The following is an 18,087-nucleotide window of genomic DNA, read 5'->3' on the forward strand; positions in this document are numbered from 1 at the left end:
TTCCTTTCACTGCTTTGACGAAAGATGTCTAGAGCGCCAGTCCGAGCGCGAGGAGAAGGACCGCGAGCAACGGAAGCGTGCCCTGGGTGAGAGCGGCGCGTGCCTTGTCCGGTGAAGAAATCAGCAGGACAGCCGCGGCGAGAACCATCGATCCGGCACCTGCGAAGACGAGGGCAGCACCCACCGCAGTCGCGCCGACAGCGACCGCAACGATGCCGACCGCGGTCACGATGGCGAGAAACAGGTTGTAGAAGCCCTGGTTGAAGGCCAGCTCCTTGGTGGCGGCGGCATCGTCGGCGGTGGTGCCGAAGGTCGCGCGGGTACGCGGCGCTGTCCACAGCACCGACTCGAGCACGAAGATGTACACGTGTAATGCACTGGCGAAAGCGGCGAGAACCAGACCGGCGGTGACCATGCAAGCTCCTCCTGATTGTGAACTGACCATTTCAATATATACTGAAATGAGCGTTTCACAACAGTGAGTGAGGATCGTCATGCCACGGACACAGGACTTCGACACCGCCGAGGTGATCGGCCTCGCACGTGACGTGTTCTGGGACAAGGGTTATGAAGCCACGTCGGTGCCGGACCTCGAACGCGCCACCGGACTCAACCGCTCGAGCCTGTACAACGCCTTCACCAGCAAGCGGGGCCTGTTCGACGCCGCCGTGCAGGACTACCTCGACCGGGTCGTCCGCCCGCGTCTGAAAATCCTCACCGCTGAACCCACCCGGCCCGACGCGGGCGTGCGCTACTACCGCGCTCTCGCCGAGACGTTGGCCACGCTCCCCGAGGACTGCCCGGGTCGTGGGTGCCTGCTCCTCAACAGCGCTGCCGGGTTCGCCGCCCACGACGAGACTCAGCGGATGGTCGTGGATGCCTACCGCAGCGAACTGTCCGCAGCGCTGACCCACGCGCTGCGTGCCCTGGATCCGGACGCGCCTGCCGCCGTCGTCGAGCACCGCACGCGGCTGCTGACGTCGTTGTCGGTCAGCGCGTTCCTGCTCTCGCGCATCAACCGGGACGAGGCGATCGCGGTGGCGCACACGGCGATCGAACAGCTCGAGGAGTGGCGCGGGACCGCCTGACCGCGCCGTCCGTCAGTCGGCCAGAGCCGGCGCCGCGTGCTTGCCGCGCTCGGGAGGAACGCCGTCTCCGGACGCCCGCTCGGCGGCCGCCGTCTCGATCGCGGTGGCGTGTTCGACGGCGTGGGGGGCGATACCCAGGTTGTCCAGGGTGTCCCAGAGACCGGCCATCGCCGCCTTCGGGTCGAGGTAGTACTCGGATTCGCGCACACGCCAGAAGGTCCAGCCGCAACGCTTGAGTTCCTGCTCGCGTTCGAGGTCGGCGATGCGCTGTGCCGGCGTAGTAGAGAAGGCGTCCGCATCACATTCGACGGCCAGCCTCATCGTCCCGCCGGTGACTACGAGGTCGATACGCCGATTGTTCACCTCGACTTGAGGATTGACGTGATAGCCGCGCTCGGCGATGTCGTGGAACACCCGCTGCTCGAGGAGGTTGTCGAACGGTGGCGTCCGGACGTCTCGGCTCACACCCTGGGGCATCGGCTCGGCCGGCGCCGGCGACGTCGACATGACGTAGCTCAGCAGGGAGTTACGGAGGTCTGCTCGCTTCAGTTCGTCGACGGTCACCGAGTGGAACAGCCACAACTGGTCCTGCGCCCGCGACGCCGCGACGTTGAATCGACGCTTGTACTGATTGGCCGTCAGCGGCACGAAGTGCTGCTCCGGCGTCACCACCATGGACAGGAAGACGACGCTGCGTTCATCGCCCTGGAAGTCGGGCGGTGTTCCCACCCGCAGCCGCCGTTGCTCCCACTGCTCGATTCCGATGCGCCGCACCAATTCACCGCGGATCGCGTCGACCTGCGACTGCCCTTGCAACACAACGATTCCGAACGTCTTTCCGTCGTACCGGGGATCGACGAGACATTCGATGAGCTGATCGACGAGCGCCTTCGCCTCGACGTGGTTGGCGAGCGTCGCGTCCCTACCCGACACCGTGGCGTCGGGAACGTAGGTGTGCCGCAGGGGCGGTAGCCGGTCTGCACCGAACTGCCGCACCGGCACCAGAGGAAGCTCACCGTAGAACTGGGTACTCGACCAGTTGATGATTTCGGGCATCGACCGGAAATGCTCACGCAACCTGACCACCTGGCCGAAACTGGTACGCAGGATGGAGAACAGGCTCGACCGGGGAGTCAGCGTCGCTTGCACGTATTCCGGGAGATCCGGAAGGTAGGCATCCAATCTGGTGAAGACGTCGTCGAGCGTCCCGTTGGTGGGGATATCGGCGGGCGCGCATTGCTTGTCGTCGCCTACCACGATCACCCGCGGTGCCAGCCACAGCAGGAAGAGGTTGGTGATGTCGGCCTGGCTCGCTTCGTCGACGATGACGACGTCGAAGCTGCCCGGAACCGGCGGTATGGACGCGAGAACCTGCTGCAGCGGCATCACCCAGGCGGGCACGGCTCCCTGCGCCTCTCCCATTGCGGATCTGGCTGCACTGCGGTACTTTTCGGCGTACTTTCCGCCTCCGGCACCGATGTTGGAGATGTGCTCTCGGTACGTTTGGAGCGCCCGCACCTGGTCGGCGGTGAGATTCTCGAGGCAGTCCCGCCACGCGGCCGCGGCCGCCAGCCGAGCGGTCAGATGTGCCAGATCGGCGTCGAGGCCGTTCAGTTCGGCTTCGAGTTCCTGCTCGCGCCCGGCGCGATGCTGTTCGGTGACCCACTGACGGGCACGACGCCACGCCCACGCCTCCGACAGCTGCCAACTCATCTCGTCCCATTCGGGAAGCGTCGCTGTCCGGCGCACCAGTTCGTAAAAAGCCGGGGCGACGGGGGCGAGGCGGTCGGACAACTCGTCGAAGAGCAACTGATCGTGCTGCTCGGCGCGCGCCCTGGCGTATTCCGCGAGGGCAGCGGACAGTGCCGCGTTGTCGGCACGGTCGAGTGCGGAAACCAGAGCGGTGCCCTCGGGGGAGGGACCCGAGTCGATCTCGGCAGACACCGCCGAGACGATAGCGTCGAGTTCTGCACGCGCACTGTCGACGTCGGTACGGGTGGTGATGGCCTCGGCCGCACCGGCGACCGCGGTGGCGTCGCGAAGTGTGCGCATGCGGGGGGCAGTGGGCGACAGCGCGAACAGCTCACGGGCAAGCGCATCGCGCGCCACGAGCAAGGCACGCACCCGCGCGATTCTGCCGACCATCAGGTTGAGGCTGTCGACCTGAACGGCGCGGGAACCGTTCATCTCCACCGGAATGCCGAGATCGCCCAACAGTGTTGCCGCGGTCTGGGCGGCGTCGTGCGCGCGTAGGTGTTCCGTGACGAGACGGACGGCAGCGGCCGTGGTGGCGGGTAGTCCGTCGACGGTCGCCTCGATGCCGAGCTCCTCGACGGCCTTCTGCTCGTCGCTGCGCCGAAAGCGCGACTTCCATTCCACGGCACCGGATTCCATGGCCACCGCCAGCGCCCCGACCGCGTGGAGTGCAGGCCTGCTCATGACGGAACTCTGGACGTCGTGCGCGCCGATGTAGCGGTCGGCGGCGGCGGCCGCTTCCACGATGGCAGGCAGCGCATCCAATCGGCCCCACAAATGCGTGGCCCGGCCGGCGAGAACCGTGTCGGCCAGTTCGTGGAATCTGCCGTCGAGTTCGAGGACGTCGTGCGCCCGGGCCTGCAGTTCCTTGCAGTGCCGGCGGACCGTGTGCGCGGTATCGGTGTCGACGCCGCCGAGGACGTCCAGTAGATGCGCCGACTGCGGGGTGTCGATGGGAACGGTGGTCGACGCCCGTGCGCAGAGCCGTTCGAGTTCTGCGCGGTTGGGCAGAAGTGCGTCGAGTGGCGGCAGACTTTGCCGCGAGCGCAGGGCACGTTCCGGTGTTGCCGTCACACAGAGTGCGCGCAAGGTGTCGAGCTCGGCGCCCGTCAGCGGCGATTCCTCGCTCAGCAGGGGTCCGGGGAGCCATTGGAAGTCGGCCTGCAGGGCCATGACCTTACGGACGATCGTGGCGGCCGTGCCTTCGTAACCCTCGGCCACGGGATCGTAGAGGTACGTCTCGGATTCGCGCAGTGCCGTCACGCGGTCGAGTACGACCGCACGTTTCTGCATTGCCTCCGCCCGCTGGGCCCGCAGGTCGGCGATCCGCTTGCCCTCGCTGTCCGGGTTGAACGACGACTTCCGCTCGGCGATCGTCGCGACACTGCGGTTGAGCTCGTCGGATCCACCGCGCGAGAGGTCGGTGATCGAGACGCACAGTTCCTGCATCTCGGGCGGCAGCTTGTCGCGGAGCACACGCAGCGCCTGAGCCTTCTCGCTGGTGACCAGCACCCGCTGTCCCCGGGCGAGGAGGGCCGAGACAAGATTCGCGATGGTGTGGGTTTTCCCCGTCCCCGGCGGCCCCTCGACCACCACCCCACTGTCTCCACCGAGGCGCTCGATGATCTGCGACTGCTCGGCGTTGGCGGGAAGGGGGAACAGAGGGTCCTCGGCGAGCGTGGCGGGCGCGGCAGCACCCGTGCGCTGCAGCCACGTCACTCGGTCCGCAGGCTCGATCGCGTCGACCAGCTGGGCAAGCCCGAGCGGGACCGTGGCACCGTCGCGTTCGAGATGGGCGATCATCTTCTCGTAGTACTCGACGAGCGCGAATGCGCTGCGCTTGCGAAGGACCAGCGCGGGTGCGGGGGCGAGTGTGGCCGTCCCCGTCTCGTCCGGGGGCTCGACAGCGTCACGGACATCGATAGCGGTGGTGACCGCCAGCGGTGCCCACTCCCGGAGGAACTGCCCGATCTCGGGGCCGAGCGGGGAGGTCGCGACCTCCTGCAACTGCTGTTGCAGTCGCATCGACTGCGAGCTGTCGTAGAGTCCGAGCCCGGTCAGCAGCTGGGAATCTTCGAGCCGAGGCGCTGTGCTCGGCGTCAACCGCACGAGGAGGTCACCTGTCCGAACGTCGCGGGAAATCCCTGCGGGCTGCGTGACGAGGTGGGTGCGGATACCGGCATCCGGACCCACACCGGGAACGGTGAGCAGACCGGAGGCGAGGACGAGTTCGATCGACTCGGGCCGGGCATTCAGCTCCTGCAGTATCGACTGCAGTGACTGGTACAGCTCGGCGTGCGGGCGCTGTTCGCGATCCGTCGCCGCCCAGGCCTTCCACCGCGGCAGGTACGCGTCGAAGGCTTGCCGGACCTCGTACGCCCGGCGGACGTCGTATTCCTCGTCGGAGTCCTCCGCATAGGCGTCCGATGCATTCAAGGTCAGTTCGGGCCGCGAGCTGTCGGATCGGGCAGCCGCATCCACCCAGCCGTGCAGAACGGGCGGCAGTGCCGGTGGATCCTCCACGGCAGCGACGGGCGCTCGGAGGACAATGTCACCCTGCGCTGCATCTGCCGAGGGTCGGAGCACCCTGCCATCGCGGTACAGCCATTCCACCTGTTCGTGCTGGTCGACGCGCAGTACAGGCTTGGTGCGAGCCCTGACGATTTCGCGCAGGAACTGCAGCAGCCGCTGGACGCGGCCTGCAAGCTCGGCGTCGGTTTCGGGACTCGACAATGTAAACCTCTGAGAGTTCTCGGTGATGGTCGGCGCTGGCCCCCGCCCCGCACACTATCGGGTCGACAGGGAGGAGATCGAGGCGTAGTCCCCGTTCGGAGGCAGGAAGAGCGCCCGGCAGTTGCGCAGGTCACAGGGACTGGACGGTCGCCTGGCACCGCCGCGCATCGATGCCCGTCCCCGCCACACCCCATTCGGACCATTCGGTCTCTAGTATCTGTCCATGGCCGATTCGCGCATCACCAAAGCCGGTGCCGTGCTGGCCACCGCCACTCTGCTGGCTTTCGGAACCGGTGCCGTCGGGGCTGCCGACCCCGCGCCGGGGTCGCGGGTCACGGCGTCTTCCGAGGGATTCGCCCTCGACGGTCAACACTGGTGGCCGACGGGTTTCAACGCCTATCAGTTGGCCACCAACTGGTCTGTGAACTGGGGTTGCGGGGCCATGGTCGATCTCGGGTCCTACTTCTCGTCACTTCCGCCGCACTCGCTGACCCGGTTCAACCTCTTCCAGGCACTGGCGATCAACCGGTTCACCGGGCAGCTCGACTTCGGACCGATCGACGCCGTCTTCGCTGCCGCCGAGGCACACGACCAGATGGTGATCCCCGTCCTCGCACCTCAGGACGGCGCGTGTGAAGACGACGTGTTCAAGGGCCGGCAGTGGTATGTCGACGGGTGGCAGACCATGACACCGGGGGCTCCCCGCACGTTGATGAGCTTCCAGGACTGGATGCACACCGCCGTCGACCGGTACAAGAACTCGTCCTCACTCGCCGCCTGGGAATTGGTGGGCGAACCGGAGACGAGCACTTGCACGGACGCGGCCTGTTCGTGGTGGACTCGGTCGTGTGGCCCAGACGCCGCGCAGGTATTGCGGGACTTCTTCGACGACGCCGGCGCCGAGCTCCGCGCCCGCGACCCGCGGACCCTGATCACGGCCGGATTCACCGGCGGCGGGCAATGCGGCACCCAGGGCGATGAGTACCAGTTCGTCGGGGCGTCGCCGTATGTGGACGTCGTCCAGTATCACGACTACGGCGCCGACGCCGTCCCGCTGCCGGGCGATCAGTGGAACGGTCTGGGTCGACGACTCGAACAGGCCCAGGCGCTGGGGAAGCCGCTCCTCATGGGCGAGATCGGTGAACTCGCCGGATCGTGCGGCGACCTCGATGACCGGGCCGCACACATCACCACGAAACTCACCGGACAACGCGATGCGGGCGCAGCCGGGGCACTGTTCTGGGCGTTCGTTCCGGATCCCCGGCCCACCGAGTGCACTTACGACGTGGGGCCCGACGACCCGCTGTGGGATGTGGTCGAGCAGTTCGGGTCCCTCGGCACGGGTACCGCCCCGGGCGCCTACTGAGAACTCAGGACACGAGCACGCGCACGGTCTCCGCTACGCACGCCGGCTTGTCGGATCCTTTGATCTCGATGGTGTTCTTCACGACCACCTGGGCGCCCTTTGCCGTGCGTTCGCAGGAGACGATCTCGCCGCCGGCGCGGATCGACGCCCCCACCCGGACCGGTTCCGGGAAGCGAACCTTGTTGAGCCCGTAGTTGATCACCATCTTCACTCCGTCGACGCGCATGATTTCTGCGCCGAGCTTCGGCAGCAGTGAGAGCGTGAGATAGCCGTGCGCGATCGCCGCGCCGAACGGGCCGTCCGCGGCACGCTCCGGGTCGACGTGGATCCACTGGTGATCTTCGGTGGCGTCGGCGAAAAGGTTCACGCGGTCCTGCGTGACCTCCAGCCATTCGCTGAAGCCGAGGGACTCCCCTACCGCAGCTTCGACCTCGTCGATTCCGTTGAACACGCGCATGTCGGTACTCCTCCTCGTTGGTTCACAGTTCAGAAGTGGTTGGGGTTGTTCAGTGCCCACCGCGGCGGAGCGTGACTCGGTAGGTGTAGTGCTCGGGCAGGAAGTAGCTGACCGCGAGTTCGACGATCCGGCCTTCGGCGTCGGTGTACAGGCGGTCTACTCGCAACATCGGGTGCTCGACGTCGCAACCCAGCTCCCGGGCAACGAACTCGGTGGCCGGCGCCACGGTGATCGACTGCGCCGCCTCGACGATGGGGCTTCGCAGGTGCGGTTCCAGCAGGCCGATGATCGTGTACGAGCTGACGGCACCCTCGGCCATCTCGGGCGCGTCGACGACGAGCCGTGCGATCTCGTCGGGAAGGTAGACGGTGGTCAGCACGAAGGGTGTGTCGTCGTGACGTCGCCGGAACACGACCGTGTGGACGAGGTCGGTATCGAGCCGGAGCCTGCTCGCCGCCTCGATGTCGACCCGGCGGCGCAGCGGCGAGACCACCTCCATGGTTGTGTCCGTGGACAGATTCATCAGGTCTTCGATGGATCCGAGCTGACGCAGGTAGCGGCCATCGGACTCGGCCGCGAAGGTGCCACGCCCGGGCACCCGGTAGACGATGCCCTCGGCCACCAGATCCTGGAACGCCCGCCGGACCGTTTGACGACTCACCCCGTGTTGCTCCGCGAGCTCGAATTCGGTGGGAAGTTTCACGCCGTCGCGGTATTTGCCCGCAGCAATGTGCTCGCGCAGCTGTTTAGACACCAGCTGGTACGCCGGCTCGCTCTCTCGTTCCCTACCGTTCATCGCGCACCGATCCTACGTGCAGGTTGTGGGACTATAGACCGCCTCGGGCCACGAGTTGCGAGACGATGACGTTGCGCTGGATCTCGTTGGTGCCCTCGCCGACGATCATCAGCGGGGCGTCCCGGAAGTACCGTTCGACGTCGTACTCGGTGGAGTAGCCGTACCCACCGTGAATACGGACCGCCGACAGCGCAATCTCCATCGCCACCTCCGACGCGTACAGCTTCGCCATACCGGCCTCCATGTCGCACCGCTCGCCGCTGTCGTACTGCTCGGCCGCATGCCAGGTCAGCTGCCGCGCCGCGGTCAGCTTGGTCGCCATGTCGGCCAGGTAGTTGCCGATCGACTGGTGCTTCCAGATCGGCTTGCCGAAGCTCTCCCGCTGCTGCGCGTAGGCGAGGGAATCCTCGAGCGCCGCCGTCGCCACTCCCAACGCCCGGCAGGCCACCTGGATGCGCCCGGTCTCGAGACCCTTCATCATCTGCCCGAACCCCTTGCCCGGGGCGCCGCCGAGGATCGCCGTGGCCGGAATGCGATAACCGTCGAACGAGAGCTCGCACGTCTCGACACCCTTGTACCCGAGCTTCGGCAGATCCCGCGACACCGTGAGCCCCTGACCGTGCTCGACCAACACGATCGAAATACCCCGGTGCTTCGGATTCGCACTCGGATCGGTCTTGCACAGCAGAGCGATCAATCCCGAGCGGCGGGCGTTGGAAATCCACGTCTTCGCACCGCTGATCACCAGATCGTCGCCGTCGGTCTTCGCGTTGGTCGACATGGCCTGCAGATCCGATCCCCCACCGGGCTCGGTCAGCGCCATCGTGGCCCGGATCTCGCCCGTCGCCATCTTCGGCAGATACTGCTGCTTCTGCTCCTCGGTGCCGTATAACGACAGCAGCTTCGCGACGACGGTGTGCCCGCCCATCGCCCCGGCCAGGCTCATCCACCCACGGGCCAACTCCTGCGTCACCTGCGCATAACATGGCATCGACACCGGCGATCCGCCGTACTCCTCCGGCACCGCCAACCCGTAGATCCCGATCTGCTTCATCTGCTCGATCCACTTCTCGGGGTACTCGTTGGCGTGCTCCACCTCCTGCACCGTCGGCTTGACGTCGCGGTCGATGAAAGCCCGCACCGTCTCGACCAGGTACGTCTCTTCCTCGTTCAACTTGCCCATGAACCCTCACCTCGGCGCTCGACATTTGTACGGCCATAGTTGCGCTTTGTTCGTCGTAAGTCAAGAATCCGTCTTGACATAGCCGGTTAGGCCCTGCCAGCATCGTGTGCGGTCCTGAAGTTCTGGCCGTACATATCGGCCGTGCCCGGCTATCTCGAAACCCGGCAATCCCGAAACGAGGAATGAAGCATCGTGCAGAACCTCACCCGCAGGCGCGCCGTCCTGGTGGCCCCCGGATCCGACGAACGCAAAGCACTGAAGGCTTTGCAGTCGAACGCCGACGAGGTGGTCCTCGATCTCGAGGACGCCGTCGCACCGGCGAAGAAGGCTGCGGCCCGCGATCTCGTCTCTCGCCTCGTGCGCGAATCGGACGGCTCCCGGGCAGTCTCCGTCCGCATCAACGCGCTCACCACACCGTGGGCAGCGGACGACCTCGCCGCATGTGCCGAGCTCGGCCCCTCGTTGACGAGCATCGTCGTTCCCAAGACCGAGACGCACCAGGATCTGCAGGACGCCGCGGACGCCGTCGGGACCGTCCGACTCCAGGCGCTGGTGGAAACACCGCGCGGCGTACAGAACATCGATGCGATCTCACGGGCCGATCACCTCGATGCGGTCATCGTCGGCTACGCCGATCTGGGTGCCGCACTGGGACGTTCCCGCGCAGCCCTCCCCGAGCACTGGCTCGTCATTCAGGAGGCGGTCCTCGTGGCCGCTCGCGCCGCAGGTATCCAGGCGATCGACGGCCCCTTCCTCAGCATCGCCGACGACGACGCATTCCGGCACTCGGCGTCGTGGACGAGCGCCCTCGGATTCGACGGCAAGTGGGTGATCCACCCGAACCAGATCTCCTCTGGCGCCGCGGCATTCACTCCCTCGAACGCCGACGTCGAGAATGCGCGACGAGTGATCGACGCGCTCGCCGACGCGGAGGCGGCCGGAAACGGCGCCGCGCAACTCGACGGTCAGATGCTCGACGAGGCCGTCGCAGTTGCGGCACGACGGGTTCTCGCACAGGTGGGTGGACAATGACGATCACGCAGACGTACGTCGGTGGACCGTATTTCGACGAACTCGAGATCGGTCAGGTTTTCAATTCGGCTCCTGCCGTCACTCTGACCAGTGGCCTCTCGGCCACCCACCAGGCAATCCTCGGCGACCGGATTCGGCTGCCACTCGACACTCACCTGTCGCGGGCGGTCACCGGAGCGTCCGAGGGGGTGGCCAACCCGGGACTCGTGTGTGACCTTGCGATCGGACAGTCGACGGTGGCCACCCATCACGTGAAGGCCAACCTCTTTTACCGCGGCCTGCGGTTCCACCACTTCCCGCACCTGGGTGACACCCTCCATACCCGCACAGAAGTAGTGGGATTGCGCGAGAACTCCGCGAAACCCGGGCGGAAGCCCACGGGCCTCGCCGCCCTGCGGATGACGTCGACCGATCAGGACGGCCGGACGGTCCTCGACTTCTACCGCTGCGCGATGCTTCCCCTCTCCGAGAGCCCCGATGAGAACCGCGTCCGGAAGGCGGACGACCTGTCGGCCGTCGGTCCGCAATCGGAGCAGCCCTTCGGCGCACCGGAGGGATGGGATCTCGGCGTGTACCGCGAGAAGGTGCCCGGCGAACATTTCACCCCCGCCCTCGCCGGTGCGGTGTTCCGCAGCAGCGGTGATGTGGTGTCCAGCGCACCGGAACTCGCACGCCTGACCCTGAACATCGCGGCCACACACCACGACGAGCGCGTCGGCGCCGACGGCCGGCTCGTCTACGGCGGCCACACGATCGGAATCGCCCTCGGGCAGGCCACTCGCGCCCTGCCCAATCTCGTCACCGTCCTCGGCTGGAAGTCGTGCGATCACACCGGGCCCGTCCATGAGGGCGACACCCTCACCAGTGAACTCCGCGTCGAGAGCGCCGACGCCCTCGCCGCTGGGGGTGGACTACTCCACCTTCGGTCGCTGGTGTTCGCGCACAACGCCACAGCCTCCGACGTTCCCGTCCTCGACTGGCGTTTCACCGCCCTCATGGCCTGATCTCCACCATCAAGGAGCTTCTCTCGTGACTGCCCACACTCCCCTTGCCGGACTTCGGATCGTCGAGGTCTCCAGCTTCATCGCGTCCCCCCTGTGCGGGCTGACGCTGTCTCAGCTGGGGGCCGAGGTGATCCGGGTCGACCCCGTCGGCGGCTCCGCCTGCTACAAGCGCTGGCCGGTCACGAGTGACGGTGAGAGCATCTACTGGACCGGTCTCAACCGCGGTAAGCGGTCCGTGGCCGTCGACATGCGCAGCCCCGAGGGGCAGGAACTGGTGCAGCAACTGGTCACGGCCCCCGGTGCGGGTGGCGGAATCCTCGTCACCAACGCCGGTGGCCGTGACTGGCTCGCCCACGACGCGCTCAGCGCCCTGCGCTCCGACGTCATCACCCTCGAAGTTCTCGGTGGCACCGACGGTTCCCCCGCCGTCGACTACACCGTCAATGCGGGACTCGGTTTCCCGTCCATCACCGGTCCCACCGATCATGCCGGTGTCGTCAACCACGTCCTGCCCGCGTGGGACGTGGTGTGTGGGCTGTACGCCGCGCTGGCCGTTGCCGCCGCCGTCCGGCACCGCGACGCCACCGGTGAGGGCACCCACATCCGCCTGCCGCTCGAGGACGTCGCGCTCGCCACCGCAGGCACGCTCGGCTACCTCACCGAAGTCCAGATCAACGGCACCGGCAGGCCGGCGACCGGAAACTCCGTCTACGGCACGTACGGAACGGATTTCACCACCAGCGACGGCGAACGGTTCATGATCGTCGCCCTCACCCCACGTCACTTCCGTGACCTTGTCGCCGTCACCGGAACCACGGCCGCGGTGGAGGCACTCGCCACCGCACTCGACGTGGACTTCGCACGCGAAACCGATCGCTTCACCCACCGCGACGTCCTCACAGCCCTGTTCGCCCGCTGGTTCCGCGAACACACCGCAACCGAAGTGGCCGAGGCACTCTCGAAGACGTCCGTGCTCGCCGAGCGCTACCGCACCTTCGAGGAAGTGGTGAAGTCCGGTGAACTCGAGAAGAACCCGATGTTCACTCCCCTCGATCAGCCGCGCATCGGCACCTACCTCGCGTCCGGGCATCCCGCTTCGTTCGACGGCCACCACGCCACCGTCGCACCGGCATCCGCGGTGGGAGAAGACACCGCACAGGTCCTGAGGGACTGGCTCGGCACGCCGGAATCCGACATCGCCGCGCTGCACGAACGCGGAGTCGTCGCCGGCTGAGCGGAAGAACTACTGCGCCTGCACCAACTCCCAGCCGGTGCTGAGATCACGCACGAGGTCGGGAATACGCCGGACGACGCGTTGGGTGTCGACGAAGTCCCGGAACGGCATCGCGAGAATCGCGTGCATCTCTCCGGGACGTGTCTCCACCAGCCGCTGGTAGGACGGAGCGATGTCGCTGACGATGTACTCCCAGCGTGGTTTTCGGTCGGCCCAGTTGAAGCCGGGCAGGGGTGCCCGCAGTCGCAGTTTCCGTCCGTCGATGTACCCGGTCACCGACAGCGGTGCCGCCTTTCCCGCCGACCTCGAACCGGGGACCGACGGTTGGGCGGCCACCGTGGTGGCGTAGGTCAGCGCCCTTCCCACTCCGTCGCGGGCCGCGGAGGTGGTGTCCCACTGGTCGGCGATGATCTGGTTCTGCTCGCGCGACGCCATCCGGAACAAGGCATCGGAGTATCCGGACTTCGTGCCCGAGAAGACACCTTCCCACGCGATCCTGGCGTTGTCGTCGAGCAAGCGTGCCGCCGCGAATTCCTCGACTGCTGCGCGTCCACCGTTCAGGTACGCCTCGTGCATCGGCACCATGTCGAAGTAGATGTGCTTCTGCATCATCAGCAGTCGCTTCTGATACCAGTCGACGTCCTCGGCAGTGATCGACGGCCCGATGGTTGCCAATGTCCTCACATCGGACGGTAGCAACGACAGCGCCTCGGCGGGCAAACCGCGGATCGACGATGCGACTGAGTTACCGAGGGCGTGGATGGCGTCGACGTCGAGCACGGTCCTGCCCATGTCGAGGTCCCAGAAACCGGCGGCGAAAGAACCGCCGGCCATGCCCGCCATGCCCGACCAGTAGAGTTCGGCGCGCTCGCGTTGATAGCGGCCGTAGTTCTCGTAGACGCGATCGACGACGGTCGCATTGGCGATCAGTCCGGCATTCGGATCCCACGTCGCCAGATCGATGCCGGACGCTTCCGCTCCTCGGGCCAGCCAGTACTGGTGCAGCAGTGCCGAATACCGCACCGGGGCAATACCGTCGGCCCTGGCCGAGGACAGTGCGGTGCCGAGGACGGCCGGGTCGGTGGGCAGTCGTGGGTCGAGACCGCCGATCGCCTCGGCGTCGGCGTTGGACGGCGCGAGATCGATCAGACCGTCGTACCCAGCGGCGTGCGCGACGCCCTGACCTGGGACCGCCAGGGCTGCCACCCCGAGAAGTGCAGTGAGCAAGGCGCGAATCGCTGGTCTCCGACGCGAAGGCCGGTGGTCGGGCAGGCGCATAGAGATATCGAACAACATATATGTGATGCGGCGCGGTCGAATGGCGGAACTGTCCCGCTTCGATCAGTCGGTCAGGCGGCCCAGCACGGACGAGAGGATCGTGTGCGCGTCGGCGATGACCGCCTCGATGGGCTGAGGTTTCTCCGACAACACCCACTGCTGCGCGATCATCAGGACGGCACCGACGAGCCCGGTGGCGAGGGTGTGCAGATGGGGATCCGGCGCCCGATCGATCGCCGGATTGATGACGAAGAGAACGGCGTCGACGAACTCGAGGGTGACCCGGCGATAGGCGCGGTCCACTTCCGGCCCGACACCCAGAACCTCCTGGAACGCGATCCGCGGGATTCGGGGATCCTCGGCGACGGACTCGAAGAATGCGGTGAGGGCGCCTCGCACTCGGGTGTCGAGGTCGGCGGGGTCACGGCCGGCGCCGGCGAGCACATCCTCCCGCAACCGATCGGTCACCGTGCCATACGCCGCGAGCAACAGCGCCTCGCTGTCGGTGAAGGATTCGTAGAAGTAGCGCTTGGTGAGCCCGGCGACCGCACAGATCTTCCCGACCGTCGCCGAGCGGTATCCGGTAGTGCCGAACACCTCGACCGCAGCGTCGATCAAGCGCAGTCGGCGCTCTTCCTGACGTTGCTGGGGTCCCGCACCGCGGTAGGTGCGACCGGGTTCCTCGAGCCTGGGCGAACTCACGACCCAATATTGACACTGACCGGTTCCAGATACAAACTGACACCGGACGGTGCCAGATAACTACGCCAGGAGATCGCCATGCCCACGCTCAGGAACAAGGTCGCGCTCATCACGGGCGCTGCGCGGGGCATCGGGGCAGACACCGCCCGTGCGCTCGCCGCAAAGGGCGCCAAGCTCGTCTTGATCGACCTGGATGCTGCGCCCCTGCAGGCTCTGGTCGCCGAACTCGGTGACGACGTTGCCCTCGCCGCCGTCGCCGACGTGTGCGACCTGCCCGCGATGCAGAGAGCCGTCGCCGCCGGCGTCGCGAAGTTCGGCGGCATCGACCTGGTGCTCGCGAACGCCGGAATCGCCAGCTACGGCTCGGTGTCGCAGGTAGACCCGGCCACCTTCAAGCGCGTTCTCGACATCAACATTCTCGGCGCCTTCCACACGGTCCGGGCCGCGCTCCCGTCCGTCATCGAACGCAAGGGCTACATACTTGTCGTCTCCTCGCTCGCCGCATTCACCGCCGCACCCGGCCTCGCCGCGTACTGCGCCAGCAAGGCCGGGGTCGAGCATTTCGCCAGCGCCCTTCGCCTCGAACTCGCTCACCTCGGTGTAGCGGTCGGATCGGCGCACATGTCGTGGATCGACACGCCACTCGTCCAGGACGCGAAGGCGGATCTGTCGGCGTTCAATCAGCTCCTCGCCGTTCTGCCCGGCCCCCTCGGGAAGACGACGTCGGTACAGGCGTGCGTCGACGCCTTCGTTCATGCCCTGTCTCGCCGCAAGCGCCGCGTGTACGTACCCCGCTGGGTCGGGCCGGTGGGCTGGTTCAAAGCGGTGGTCACCTCCAGGATCGGCGATCGCGCGGTCCTGCCCCACATCCCGCGGATTCTTCCGTTGATGGACGAAGAGGTGGCCGCCCTCGGCCGGTCCACCTCCGCGCGCAACGTTGCGCTCGACGACGTGGCGGTCGACCCGTCATGACGTCCACCGACACCGCCGCCGGCCTATCCGACACCGAGCGCACAGTCGAGCATCTCGATGTGATCGTGATCGGCGCCGGCCTCTCCGGAATCGGCGCCGCGTACCACCTGCAGGACAAGTTCCCTGGCCGCACGTATGCGATCCTCGAGGGCCGCGACGCGATCGGTGGCACCTGGGACCTGTTCCGCTACCCCGGAATTCGGTCCGACTCCGACATGTACACCCTCGGCTACCGGTTCCGGCCCTGGGAGAACGACAAGTCGATCGCCGACGGCTCCTCCATCCTCGAGTACGTGCGCACAACGGCCGCCGAGGCCGGCATCGATCGCCACATCCGGTTCGGACATCGGGTTGTCCGAGCCGAATGGTCGAGCGCCTCCTCGACGTGGACGGTCGAGGCCGAACGCACGGACTCCGGCGAGAAGATAACGCTGACAGCGGATTTTCTCTTCTCCTGCAGCGGCTATTACCGGTACGACGAGGGCTACACCCCGGATTTCCCGGGGCTGGAACGATTCGACGGCCAGGTGGTGCATCCCCAGCAGTGGCCCGAGGATCTCGACTACGCCGGCAAGCGTGTCGTCGTCATCGGTAGCGGCGCGACCGCGGTGACCCTCGCGCCGTCGATGGCGGCCGAGGCCGAGCACGTCACCATGCTGCAGCGCTCGCCCACGTACATCCTCTCCATGCCGGCCGAGGATGCGCTGGCCAACCGCTTCCGCAAGCACCTTCCCGCGCGCGTCGCCTACGGCCTGACGCGGCTGAAGAACGCGTCGGTCGCGGTCGCGATCTACCAACTGTGCCAGCGTTATCCGGAGTTCATGAAGGGCCGTATCCGGCAACTGCAGACGAAGTGGCTTCCTCACGGTTACGACATCGACACCCACTTCACGCCGCGATACAACCCGTGGGATCAGCGTCTGTGCCTCGTCCCCAACGGAGACCTGTTCCGTGCCATCCGTCATGGTGAGGTGTCAATCGTCACCGATCACATCGACAGCTTCACGAAGAACGGCATCGCCCTGAAGTCGGGCGAGGAACTGAAGGCAGACATCGTGGTGACCGCCACCGGGTTGAATCTGCTTGCCTTCGGCGGAATGACGCTCGCCGTCGACGGCCGCGACATCGATCTCGCGTACACGATGGCATACAAGGGCATGATGCTCAGCGGCGTACCCAATTTCGCGTTCGTCATCGGGTACACCAACGCATCGTGGACCCTGAAGGCGGACCTCGTGTGTGAGTACGTGTGCCGTCTTCTCGAGCACATGGACGAGAAGGGGTACACGAACTGCGTGCCCGAACGTGACGCGTCGGTCGACGAAGAACCGTTCCTCGACTTCGCCGCGGGTTACGTACTCCGCTCGGTGGAGTCGTTCCCGAAGCAGGGTTCGAAAGCCCCGTGGCGGCTGCGCATGAACTACTTCCACGACCTCGTCACTTTTCGCCACGGCAAGATCCTCGACGACGCGATGACCTTCCGTGGGTCACGACCGCCCCGTTCGCTCACGACAGGACACTGACGCACAAGCAGTCACGGGGCGGGAAGGATGTCGGCCGGTAGTGTCCATTCGGGTGGGATGGCCGTCGCCAGTTGGCTGACGACGGGATTGTCGGTGGTGTCGAGACGCTCGATCAGCTCGCGCACCGGCACCTGGTCCGGCGCAGGCGTCGGCTCGGGACCGAAGGCTCCCAGCACGTCGGATGTGTGCTGTTCCTTGCTCCCATAGGTGTTGGCGGCCACCGAGAAGTCGGGACCGAACGAGGCCGATGCGACGATGTCCGGTCCGTAGTCGGACCAGCCCCATTTGGTGCCGACGACGGAGGGAAGCGTGCTCGTTCCCCAGTCCTGGGTCGTTCCGTCCGCCGCGACGGGGGCGGCGGTGGCCATCCAGCCGAGAATAGGACTCGACGGGTCGGTGGCCTTCTTCGCCTCCAGGAAGGTGACGGTGTCGGCCGTGCTGGTGCTCGAGTTGCCCCAGAAGGCGGCGCCTCGCGTTGCAGTGAGACCGTACTCGCGGGCCACGGCGTCGATGGAGTGCGGATACTTGGCGTACGCCTGGGAGGCGGCACCGTCGTCGCTGTCCCGAATCATGCGCTGACCGAGCTCACGGTCCTCGGCAGAACCGTCTCCGTGCCGGAGCATGTAGTCGGCCACATACAGTTTGACGGTCGACAGGCCGGGTCGGGCCTCCGCGGAGTTGGCGGTACCCACCCGCGTTCCGCTGGGTGAGTGCGCGAAAGACAGCGAGGTACGGTCGGGGACGGTGTCGAACCCATCCGGTGAGGGAGCGGCGTTCACCGAACCGGATTGGGCGGCCACTCCACCGCCGAGGAGGAATGCCACGGCTGCACAACGCGCGCAGAGCTTCTTCGCGCCTGCGGGGGTGAAATGGGGAAAACGCATAGTTGCGGGTACCCGCAGCGGGGACGGTGACACATCCCTGCCGGCGCGAGCAGTGCCCGCCGCGAACAACTCGACGCCCT

At 66.5% G+C, this 18,087-nt stretch carries 15 protein-coding genes; 7 read left to right on the plus strand and 8 right to left on the minus strand.

Annotation, left to right across the window (positions count from 1 at the left end):
• Positions 1–28: 28 nt before the first annotated feature.
• The gene (locus tag CBI38_RS28455; RefSeq protein WP_109334234.1) at positions 29–415 is read right to left on the minus strand and encodes a DUF1304 domain-containing protein; all 387 of its coding nucleotides are present in this window, start codon (positions 413–415) and stop codon (positions 29–31) included.
• Positions 416–494: 79 nt separating this feature from the next.
• On the opposite strand from CBI38_RS28455, the gene CBI38_RS28460 reads away from it, so the two are divergent.
• The gene (locus CBI38_RS28460) at positions 495–1,088 is read left to right on the plus strand and encodes a TetR/AcrR family transcriptional regulator (RefSeq protein WP_109334236.1); all 594 of its coding nucleotides are present in this window, start codon (positions 495–497) and stop codon (positions 1,086–1,088) included.
• Between the two features lie 12 nt (positions 1,089–1,100).
• Here CBI38_RS28460 and CBI38_RS28465 read toward each other — a convergent pair whose 3' ends face one another.
• The gene (locus CBI38_RS28465; RefSeq protein WP_109334237.1) at positions 1,101–5,576 is read right to left on the minus strand and encodes an AAA domain-containing protein; all 4,476 of its coding nucleotides are present in this window, start codon (positions 5,574–5,576) and stop codon (positions 1,101–1,103) included.
• A 223-nt stretch (positions 5,577–5,799) separates the two neighbouring features.
• Here CBI38_RS28465 and CBI38_RS28470 point away from each other — a divergent pair, with 223 nt between their 5' ends.
• Entirely contained in the window at positions 5,800–6,942 is a 1,143-nt protein-coding gene (locus CBI38_RS28470) for a glycoside hydrolase 5 family protein (protein ID WP_204164835.1), read from the plus strand.
• 4 nt (positions 6,943–6,946) lie between these two features.
• Here CBI38_RS28470 and CBI38_RS28475 read toward each other — a convergent pair whose 3' ends face one another.
• Genes CBI38_RS28475 through CBI38_RS28485 form a run of 3 tightly spaced genes read right to left on the minus strand, consistent with a single transcriptional unit; the run spans position 6,947 to position 9,378 of the window.
• On the minus strand, positions 6,947–7,399 hold the full coding sequence (locus CBI38_RS28475; RefSeq protein ID WP_109334239.1) for a MaoC family dehydratase: 453 nt from the start codon (positions 7,397–7,399) through the stop codon (positions 6,947–6,949).
• 49 nt (positions 7,400–7,448) lie between these two features.
• Positions 7,449–8,195 carry a GntR family transcriptional regulator gene (locus CBI38_RS28480; protein WP_109334241.1) on the minus strand — a complete coding sequence of 249 codons (747 nt, stop codon included), beginning with the start codon at positions 8,193–8,195 and terminating at the stop codon, positions 7,449–7,451.
• Positions 8,196–8,226: 31 nt separating this feature from the next.
• Positions 8,227–9,378, minus strand: a complete 1,152-nt coding sequence (locus CBI38_RS28485; protein ID WP_109334243.1) for an acyl-CoA dehydrogenase family protein — start codon at positions 9,376–9,378, stop codon at positions 8,227–8,229.
• Positions 9,379–9,570: 192 nt separating this feature from the next.
• Between CBI38_RS28485 and CBI38_RS28490 the strand changes: the two genes are divergently transcribed.
• From CBI38_RS28490 to CBI38_RS28500, 3 genes are read left to right on the plus strand one after another with little or no spacing between them, the layout of a single operon-like run.
• Complete coding sequence (locus CBI38_RS28490) at positions 9,571–10,410, plus strand: HpcH/HpaI aldolase/citrate lyase family protein (RefSeq protein WP_109334245.1); 840 nt, start codon at positions 9,571–9,573, stop codon at positions 10,408–10,410.
• On the plus strand, positions 10,407–11,414 hold the full coding sequence (locus CBI38_RS28495) for a MaoC family dehydratase (protein ID WP_109334246.1): 1,008 nt from the start codon (positions 10,407–10,409) through the stop codon (positions 11,412–11,414). Before CBI38_RS28490 ends, CBI38_RS28495 begins: the two co-directional genes overlap by 4 nt.
• Before the next feature lie 25 nt (positions 11,415–11,439).
• Positions 11,440–12,648 carry a CoA transferase gene (locus tag CBI38_RS28500; RefSeq protein WP_109334248.1) on the plus strand — a complete coding sequence of 403 codons (1,209 nt, stop codon included), beginning with the start codon at positions 11,440–11,442 and terminating at the stop codon, positions 12,646–12,648.
• A 9-nt stretch (positions 12,649–12,657) separates the two neighbouring features.
• Here CBI38_RS28500 and CBI38_RS28505 read toward each other — a convergent pair whose 3' ends face one another.
• The gene (locus tag CBI38_RS28505) at positions 12,658–13,875 is read right to left on the minus strand and encodes a hypothetical protein (RefSeq protein WP_109335429.1); all 1,218 of its coding nucleotides are present in this window, start codon (positions 13,873–13,875) and stop codon (positions 12,658–12,660) included.
• Between the two features lie 114 nt (positions 13,876–13,989).
• Entirely contained in the window at positions 13,990–14,628 is a 639-nt protein-coding gene (locus CBI38_RS28510; protein ID WP_109334250.1) for a TetR/AcrR family transcriptional regulator, read from the minus strand.
• 78 nt (positions 14,629–14,706) lie between these two features.
• On the opposite strand from CBI38_RS28510, the gene CBI38_RS28515 reads away from it, so the two are divergent.
• Together CBI38_RS28515 and CBI38_RS28520 are read left to right on the plus strand one after the other, a co-directional pair.
• Entirely contained in the window at positions 14,707–15,600 is an 894-nt protein-coding gene (locus tag CBI38_RS28515) for an SDR family oxidoreductase (RefSeq protein ID WP_109334252.1), read from the plus strand.
• Positions 15,597–17,123, plus strand: coding sequence for a flavin-containing monooxygenase (locus CBI38_RS28520; protein WP_109334254.1), 1,527 nt, complete (start codon positions 15,597–15,599; stop codon positions 17,121–17,123). Before CBI38_RS28515 ends, CBI38_RS28520 begins: the two co-directional genes overlap by 4 nt.
• Positions 17,124–17,134: 11 nt before the next feature.
• On the opposite strand, the gene CBI38_RS28525 is transcribed toward CBI38_RS28520, so the two are convergent.
• Positions 17,135–18,007: a hypothetical protein gene (locus tag CBI38_RS28525; protein WP_109334256.1), complete on the minus strand. Its 873-nt coding sequence runs from the start codon at positions 18,005–18,007 to the stop codon at positions 17,135–17,137.
• Positions 18,008–18,087 lie beyond the last annotated feature (80 nt).

Source organism: Rhodococcus oxybenzonivorans, from assembly GCF_003130705.1.
Classification (GTDB): domain Bacteria; phylum Actinomycetota; class Actinomycetes; order Mycobacteriales; family Mycobacteriaceae; genus Rhodococcus_F; species Rhodococcus_F oxybenzonivorans.

Coding starts and splice junctions, on each gene's coding strand:
- CBI38_RS28455 (WP_109334234.1), bottom strand. CDS start 415: ATGGTCACCGCCGGTCTGGTTCTCGCCGCTTTCGCCAGTGCATTACAC.
- CBI38_RS28460 (WP_109334236.1), top strand. CDS start 495: ATGCCACGGACACAGGACTTCGACACCGCCGAGGTGATCGGCCTCGCA.
- CBI38_RS28470 (WP_204164835.1), top strand. CDS start 5,800: ATGGCCGATTCGCGCATCACCAAAGCCGGTGCCGTGCTGGCCACCGCC.
- CBI38_RS28475 (WP_109334239.1), bottom strand. CDS start 7,399: ATGCGCGTGTTCAACGGAATCGACGAGGTCGAAGCTGCGGTAGGGGAG.
- CBI38_RS28480 (WP_109334241.1), bottom strand. CDS start 8,195: ATGAACGGTAGGGAACGAGAGAGCGAGCCGGCGTACCAGCTGGTGTCT.
- CBI38_RS28485 (WP_109334243.1), bottom strand. CDS start 9,378: ATGGGCAAGTTGAACGAGGAAGAGACGTACCTGGTCGAGACGGTGCGG.
- CBI38_RS28495 (WP_109334246.1), top strand. CDS start 10,407: ATGACGATCACGCAGACGTACGTCGGTGGACCGTATTTCGACGAACTC.
- CBI38_RS28515 (WP_109334252.1), top strand. CDS start 14,707: ATGCCCACGCTCAGGAACAAGGTCGCGCTCATCACGGGCGCTGCGCGG.
- CBI38_RS28520 (WP_109334254.1), top strand. CDS start 15,597: ATGACGTCCACCGACACCGCCGCCGGCCTATCCGACACCGAGCGCACA.
- CBI38_RS28525 (WP_109334256.1), bottom strand. CDS start 18,007: ATGCGTTTTCCCCATTTCACCCCCGCAGGCGCGAAGAAGCTCTGCGCG.